This window comes from Arenibacter sp. ARW7G5Y1 (assembly GCF_003201775.1).
Classification (GTDB): Bacteria; Bacteroidota; Bacteroidia; order Flavobacteriales; family Flavobacteriaceae; genus Arenibacter.
In genome coordinates this window covers 231,414-238,848 of the sequence record NZ_QJJZ01000008.1, presented here as the reverse complement: position 1 = coordinate 238,848, position 7,435 = coordinate 231,414, and the positions used below count along the sequence as shown (strand labels likewise).

Here is a 7,435-nt window from a genome sequence, read left to right as displayed (position 1 = left end):
GCATCGGTGACCAATACCTGATCGTTACCACCTGAGGAAATATCCTCCGTTAAAATGGTACCGTTCAATATGTTTTCTGTCTGTACCGCATTGTCCGCCAACTTGGCATTGGTGACGGCATCATCATCTAGTTTTATCGTGGTAACCGCTCCATCGTCCAATTTTGCCGTTACTATGGAAAGATCCTCTACTTTGAAAGGATCGCCTATTGTACCTACCCCTGTTATGGTAACCTGGTCCGCAATGGCATCGAAGCTGGACTTGTCAACCCAAACCACCGTTCCCACCGCATCGGTGACCAATACCTGATCGTTACCACCGCTCAATATATTTTCTGTCTGTACCGCATTGTCCGCCAACTTGGCATTGGTAACAGCGTCATCACCTAATTTTATCGTGGTAACCGCTCCATCGTCCAGTTTTGCCGTTACTATGGATAGATCCTCTACTTTGAAGGGATCTCCAACAGTTCCAGCCCCAGTGATCGTTATTTGATCGGCGATGGTTGCAAAACCCGACTTATCAACCCAAGCAACTAAACCTGTTGCGTCGGTGACCAAAACTTTGTCGATACCTCCGCTTAAAATATTTTCTATTTGAACTGCGTTATCGGCCAATTTTGAATTCGTAACAGCATCATCCCCAATTTCCAATGTTACATCTCCCAACAAAGCGTTTATGTCCCCACCCACATCAATGGTAGTTGATGTAATATTACCATCACCTGCAAGGCTACTTAGATCTGCATTAAAAGTTCCGCCGTTCTCAAGGGTAAGTGTCAACTGATTGTTAACGGGATTAAAACTAAAAACCTGAATTTGCTGGCTATCCGTAGATGTCAACTCCCACGAGTCCCCATCCCAAAAGTATATCGTTCCTGTGTTTGTATTTACATATACATCCCCAACATCGGCACCAGTAGGTGTTGTTGTCCCAGGCGCAGTAACTAGTGTACCACTCAATACCTCACAATTACACTGGTCTTCCAAATTTACGGTTGTCTGCGCCAAGGCAAATCCAGAAATTAGAAATATGATTATTAAAATCCCCTTCTTCATGGTATATACTTTACTTAAGTTGGTCTTTTTTAGTGTGACTCAACGGTCTTGAATGTTCAAAACTGTTGTAATTGAACCAAACCGATTTATAACACCATACAAAATTAGCCGTATACATGGCAGTGGGAAATAAATGTTGTGTAACCCTATATTTGTACTGTCTATACATGGATAATTGAGGTTTTGATCTATACGAAGGTCTATTTTCAAGTGATTTCACTCGTCGATTATCCCAATAATAGCAATACTTGCCGAAAATAATTTGTGGGAAAAATCTGTGGGAAATTTGCTTGTAATTTGATATAATTCCACTAATTAGTTTTAATCCCAACCATTATTTCCTGATAGATTTTGAGGGTTTTATCCGTATTGAACGGCTCTAAAACCTCAGCTTCCGAAAATTGAAAAAACAAAAGTAAAATAGCACTTTGGACAGTATCCAGCAGAATTAATCGATTAATTATCAATGCGTTAAATTGTCTTTTTCCAATCCTGTAAAATCGGACCCCAAACCCAAATCCTAGGATTTCGAATAACTTCTTAGACATATTAATTGTACCCAATTGCTTTCCGAAGCAACTCGTCCAAAGGATTCCAATTGTTATAAAGTATTTATGGTTGCAGACCAACTAGTTTTAAAACTTGTAATTTGTCGATTTTCAAGCTGTACACCGACTCTTTTCAGAGTATGGGATCATGGTAAGCCTGCCCCTATTATCAGCTGTAAAACCATCATAAAAATCAAATAACTTAACATTATGGGCAGTTCTTTTATTGGCCATGTCAGGAAAAAGGGTATGGATCCCAATCCCCAAAATCAGTGATAAATCTTAAAGAGGAGGCGTTTATTTTGAAATGTGGTCAATGTATTTGGGTAAAGCAAAAGGGCTCCATAAAAAAAACAGGTGTTTTTTTTATGAAGGCAAATCCTTATTGAAATTAAGTGGGCGTAATCCTAAGTGACCAACAAATCATATGTATTGCAAAGATCTAATACAAGTTTTCGCAATGTTGGATACCCTACCAAAGTAAATGCCAAAGATTAAAATGGCGACATCTTCAAATTTAAGGTTTGTTTTTTTGCCATTTGAAAAGCTTCAACAGAGAAATGCCTTAATAAGAAACGTATAACATTTAATTCTTTTTAACACGATAAGTTATTCGCCTATTGGTAATTACCGTATATCCCTTTATAATACTATGAGGTGAAAATTCTGAGGTTGAATTGGAAATAGTAGCAGTAGAGGTTAAAAAGTCCCCTTTTACAACGCCTGAAGGAAGAGGGATGGAGAATTTAAACCTATTGGTACTATCTGTATTCCCATCCAAATCAGTAAAAGAAGATGCCCCGGATCGGGTATCCGAACCACTGCCTTCCACTACAGTGGCCAAATAAGTCTGGCCCTCTCCATAGTCGGTTGTCATTCCCAATTGGTTGTCCCCAGCGGTGGCGGTTCCTTGGTTTATATCTGTCAAAAATAGTTCTATAATTGCCCCAGGCCTTGCCCAACCTTCCACAACCAGGTTGGTTCCCGTAGCATATGCAGCTTCTATTATTGGAAAGTTCAACAAATTATTGGGACCGTTATCTCCGTCCCCGGAATCGTTCAAGGTTACCCCATCCCCATTCTTTTTGGATTCATCCAGATCTATTCCCAAGGACGGGGCTCGCTGTCCGTTGTTATATATAGAATTTTGCGAAATCAAAACACCGGAAACATTCTCCGCCACTACGATTCCCTCACCTTGATTACTGTGAATTACGTTTCTAAAAACAGTGGCATCTGCTGCCTTCAAACGAATACCCGAATCATCGAATATTCCTCCACCGCAGGCATTATTATTTATACCATTATTGGTAATGGTGTTCTCCGTTATCATCAATCCGGCAGCATAGTCATCCCCTTCCAATCCAATTCCTGCTGCCTCATTGATTAAATTGTAGCGAATGGTTATCGCATTGCCATCCTCAATTAAAATATTTTCTGAACATGTATCATTTGCTCCATTTCTGTAAAAGTGATTAAATTCGATAACTGTAGCGGTTCCTCCATCCAAATGAACTGCGGCCTCGTCCGAACCACTGAGATAATTTCTGGCGATGGTAGTTTCCCCATCTACAATTTCCACGGCATATTCCAAATTTCCCGACTTAGCTCCCAATGCATTTACTCCGAGTAAATTCTCGTATAGAAAAGCAGTACCTGAATTTACCTGAATGGTCGACTTATCATTGTTATATACCCCTAAATTTCGAAGGGTAGCACCATTTCCTTCCAACCTAAACAACTCCCTGGAATCTCCACGGACTTGAATTTCAGGCAAATTATAATTGGGCAGTACGGAAGCAGAAATTCCAACACTTGTACCTCCGTCCCCAATGGTCCCTGAGTTGGTATCCCCTGAATAAGCCGTTTGGGTCCTACCATCAATAACGGTATTTGTCCCCGTTATTATTGATAACTGGTAGGCATCAGTAATATTGATATCGAAAAATCCATTGGCAAAATTGGAATCAGCTGTTCTCCCTAATGCATCCGATGTAGAAGGTATCATAAATATAGAGGTATCTTCACCAGCAGCAGGGTCAAATATGGAATTGGCCTCTATATCCAATCCGGTTTCATTTAAGTTATTGGAATTAACTATGAATTGTTCCAACGAGCCTTGACCAAATTCATTGGTATTTACTATGGTGTTGAAGTTAAAACCGAAATCTATGCCCACTACTCCATCACCTGCTACGGAAACCGTGGATACACTCTGCGCATTATTTATAACTCCCAAAGCAACATCTTGCTGGGCACTAGGATTTGCACCTCCTACCTCGTCCGTTACCTCTATCAAAGAGGAAGGGCCACGGTACTTTCTAAAGGTTTGTACCGGATAGCAGGTAGAGCAATTTAGTCCGCCCCTATTTGAGCGCACGGTAGAATTAACAGCCTTTATGCGATAGTCCCCATCGGCCATTCCCCCAAAGGAATAATAGCCATTGATATCAGTATTCTTTCTCTGTATAAAATTGCCAGCGGAATCAAATAGTTCCACAACTGCTCCAGATACAGGTAATCCCCCGGAAGACAACCTATCCCGACCAGGCCCACCTGGATAATTTACATCTTCGAAAACTCGGCCAGCAATTAAATTGGAAGGAACCTTAATAACCACCGCAGCAGAGATTACAAAATCCTGCCCCACATCTACATTAGCGGTAACCTGGCTATCCGATGGCAGTATATATGAAGATATATCATAGGTATCCAGATCCACTCCATATGAAGTTGCGGAATTGTACACCGGACCTACCGTATTGTCATAAATAGTGGAGTTGTAGGCATTATTGCCCGATTGACCTCCGTCTCCTGAAAGCACGTAAGTAGTGCCCGATTGATTGGTTATGGAAAGTTCTTCGGGATTGCTGGAACCAGAACTTGAACCATCCAAGTTTGGGTCGCCCTCCCAAGATAAAAACGAGGCTTTTGCCCCAGAGCCCGCAATAGCAAAGAAAGAATCCAGGGTAAAAGAAGTTCCCGAATTGCTTAGACCATCAAAACCTTGGTATAAATTAATATTTACAGCGGGCAATGAAGGGTCTTCATAAAATACAATTAAAGTCCATCCCCCAAGCACTGTAGCGGTTGAGCAGTAACTTCCTGTATTGTCTATGTCCAGATCGCTAAAGTCGTAAGTATTTGTTGATGGGTTGGGAATCCCTTGTACAATACTGGTTACATCACTTACATAGCCATAAAAATTTCTGTTGGTCAGCGTAGTCTGGTATAAATAATTTGCAGAAACATTTTGTCCCTCAAATGTTACATCCGGATCACGTACGGTGTTGGAATGTGCCCAATACAAATAGGCCCTTTCCACAGTGGCCGAGGCCGGAATTGGAGAAACCAGCGTATTGGAAGAAGACGTTGTTATAGCACATGCGTTTCCACTGTTGCTTTCCGTTCTCAAAGTACCTCCTGTAGTAGAATAATCGTAGTACCCGTCAAACTCCTGAAAAAGTGTCAACGGATCATTGGCCAGAATCTGCGTGTTAATAGTTCCTGTTCCAGTATCCGAATAATTAATGGTACCGTATGTGGAAGTAGCCCCAGTAAATCTTATGGTAAACTCTTCCGCATTCTCCGGAACCCCATCATTGGAAATAGGTATCGAAATAGTTTGGACATTTCCCAGTTCACCGTTAAAGGTCAAGGTCCCAGTGGTCGCCGTATAATCACTACCTGCCAAAGCGGTGCCATCTACCGTTTCAAAATTTACTGTAAATGGAACATGTATAAAACTGAACAAAAAATTATATCCATGCCTTGCCCTTGTCTGCCTTACTGTAAAGACTGCATTGCCTACATCTTCGTCAAAGGAAATATCATCTATAACTATTTTAGGACCCTCTGGATAACAGTTAACCTCCGCTTCCCAACCTCCTGCCGTATTGGAACCATTGGAGGTAAACCTAAATGTTAAACAACCGGAAGCATGGGTAGACTCTATAATATCCGGTACATTATTATTATTGTACTGCCCTATTAAGGTCCCAGAAGTTGTTGTTCCTTCATAAATATATAAGCGATCGTCATTGGCTACATCAAAACCAATAAAATCCAAACTAATGTAATTATCTACAACATCAGGACAAATAGTATATACAATGTCCTGGTTATTATTATAATTATTTATCCCTCCAGGATCCAAAAACGTATCACTACATGTATTTACCGTAGTTCCATTGGTCATTATAATCCCGTCGTTATCAACAATGGTTGCATCGGCCGTATCGGTAAGATTAACACTGGCATCGGATGATGCTGTAAGTTCAATGGTAAAGGTTTCACTGCTTTCTATTATACCATCATCGATTATGGCAACTGTAAAAGATTCAGAATCTCCAGTGGTTCCATTGAAATTTAAAGTTCCCGTAGTAGAGGTATAATCACTTCCCGAACTCGCAGAACCGTTTACCGTTTGATAATCCACGGTAAAAGCACCTGCCGCACTTGGACCATTATGCGTAACTGTAAACGTTGCAGTACCTGCTCCTTCGTTTACTGTAACATCCTCAATATTCATCCTTGGACCTCTAGGCAAACAAGAGATTAATGCCTCCCATCCTGTACCAGTTACACTATAATCTGAGGTAAACCTAAAAGTTAAACACCCTGAAGCGCTGGTTGCGGTTATAGAAGAAGGGGGTGGATTGCCATTATGGTATTGACCTATTAAAGTGGCCGAGGTAGATGTCCCATCATAAATATATAAAAAATCATACCCTGATTCCAGATCAAAACTGTTGAAATTCAAAGATAGATCTGTATTGATCGTATCCGGACATAGGGTGTATACAAAACTCTGATTGCTGGAATAATTTCCAGACCCTCCAGAATCAAGAAAAGTACCACTACAAGTATTATCGGTAGCACCATTGGTTATGATAAAAGTGTCATTATCAACAATGGTTCCTACGGCCGTATCTGAAATATCAACACTAGCATTGGAAGCACTTGTAAACCGCACTGTAAATGTTTCATTATTTTCTGAAGTGGCATCATCTAATAATGGAACAGTAATTGTTTCAGAATCACCCGATAGCCCATTAAATACAAGTGTACCTGTTGAAGAAGAATAGTCGGAACCAGCTATTGCGGAACCATTGGAGGTTGCATAATTCACGGTAAATGCTCCAACGGCATTTGCCCCTGTATGGGTTGCGGTAAAGGTAGCCGTACCATCCCCCTCGTTAACGGTAACATCATCAACCAATATTACAGGATTGAAAATAGCGGTAAATAGTACGTTGTCGATATAAATGCGCTCATTGTTTCCCCAACCATTACTATTGGAAACAAAACGAATAGCCGAATTACTTGAAATCTGGGCTGCCGTTAAAGTATGTGAAATGGTACCGGAGTTAGAACTATTAATGGAGCTTATGGTTTGCCATGATGAAGTGGAATTGTTCCAAAGTTGAACATTCAAGCCTTCATTTCCCCTATCGTCTGCATCATAATCCAAAGTCAATGTCACGGCGGTAGCACCATCCAAGTTTAGGTACCGCCTTATCCTATCGTTATTATCCAATTCATCAAACCGCAATCTATTACCTGTGATACGAATATTTCCACCTGATGGGCTATCGCCATCATTATCTTCATCCCAATTTGTAGAAAAGTTAGAATTCCCGTTATTATTGGAATACGAAGTATTGCCAAAATTGTCCAAATAGGTCTGCTGCCCAAAAAGACCTGACATCGATAATAATGCCAGTAAAAAAACTAGATATCTACTTAAAATCTTCATTAACACTTTGCATTGTGAGCCTATTTTAACAACAGAAAATCTAGGTTCATTTACTTCTACATATTAATCAG

General features: G+C 40.5%; 2 protein-coding genes. Both read right to left on the bottom strand.

Features of this window, described 5'->3' with window-relative positions; translation table 11 throughout:
• Positions 1 to 1,058: hypothetical protein (locus C7972_RS13470; RefSeq protein WP_220020906.1), on the bottom strand; the 1,058-nt coding region annotated here is incomplete at its 3' end.
• Between the two features lie 1,134 nt (positions 1,059 to 2,192).
• Positions 2,193 to 7,364, bottom strand: coding sequence for a Calx-beta domain-containing protein (locus C7972_RS13460; protein WP_110356687.1), 5,172 nt, complete (start codon positions 7,362 to 7,364; stop codon positions 2,193 to 2,195).
• Positions 7,365 to 7,435: the final 71 nt, after the last annotated feature.